Below are 1,222 nucleotides of genomic sequence, written 5' to 3' on the forward strand. Positions count from 1 at the left end.
CACGGCGACCGCGTCGGCGGCGTCCGCCCCGGCGCGCTTGGCCGCCTCGACGAGCGCCGCGACGCGGTCGGTCAGTTTCCCTGCGTCGAGCGTGTCGGTCATGCGGTTGGTCCTGTTTGTTCAAGCTGTGCGGGAGGGCAGATGCTACCGCACATCCATGGATGCCGGGCCGCCATCTCTGGAAGCCCGCACAATCGTCTTGGATGCTGCTGCACCATCTATTGTTCCACCACCGCTTGTGCAATGGCGGATGCGGCAATCTCAAGGCAATCGCGGCCCTTCGCAGCGCACTGCCCCGCCGCAACCGCATGAACAGTGCGAATTAGCCGGCCACCGGCGCCCAGATCACATCTTCGATCCTGGCGGCGCCGGTTGCCAGCATCACCAGCCGGTCGAAGCCGAGGGCCGAGCCGCTCGCCTGCGGCATGATGGCAAGCGCGGCGAGGAAATCCTCGTCCAGCGGATAGCGCTCGCCATAGATGCGCTCCTTCTCGTCCATCTCGGCGACGAAGCGGCGGCGCTGCTCGGCCGGATCGGTGAGCTCGCCAAACGCATTGGCAAGCTCGACGCCGCAGCAATAAAGCTCGAAGCGTTCGGCGACGCGCGGGTCCTCCGCGCTCGGCCGTGCCAAAGCCGCCTCGGAGACTGGGTAGCCGTAGAGGATTGTCGCCCGTCCCTGCCCCAGCGCCGGCTCGACCTTTTCCACCATCACGCGGCTGAACAGGTCGGCCCAATTGTCGTCGGGCGCGGTGCGCAGGCCGGCGCAGACCAGGCCCTGGTGGAGCGCTTCGCGGTCGGTGCTTCCGTCGGCGCCGACGGTCGCCAGCAGGTCGATGCCGGCATGGCGCATGAATGCTTCCGCCACGCTCAGCCGCTCCGGCTCGGCGAAGGGATCGGCCTCGCGGCCACGAAACCGAAAGCTTTTGGCCCCGGCCTTTTCCGCGGCGAGCGCCAGAAATTCGGCGCAGTCGGCCATCAGGCGCTCATAGGCCTCGCCGACGCGGTACCATTCGAGCATGGTGAATTCGGGATGATGCAGCGGCCCGCGCTCGCGGTTTCGGTAAACGGAGCCCAGGCTGAAGATGCGCTTCTCGCCGGCGGCAAGCAGCTTCTTGCAGGCGAATTCCGGCGAGGTGTGAAGGTAGAACGGCTGGCGCGACGCGTCCGGCGCGACCGCCTCGGTGGCGAAGGCCGCAAGATGCGCCTCGTTGCCGGGCGACAC

The 1,222-nt window shown here is 67.7% G+C and carries 1 protein-coding gene; it reads right to left on the bottom strand.

Annotated elements, in window-relative coordinates; all coding sequences use genetic code 11:
* Positions 1-322: 322 nt before the first annotated feature.
* A partial coding sequence (epmA, locus tag EOA32_RS37330) for an EF-P lysine aminoacylase EpmA (protein WP_128374320.1) occupies positions 323-1,222 on the bottom strand: 900 nt, incomplete at its 5' end.

The sequence above is a fragment of the Mesorhizobium sp. M1A.F.Ca.ET.072.01.1.1 genome (assembly GCF_004023325.1).
Lineage (GTDB): Bacteria > Pseudomonadota > Alphaproteobacteria > Rhizobiales > Rhizobiaceae > Mesorhizobium.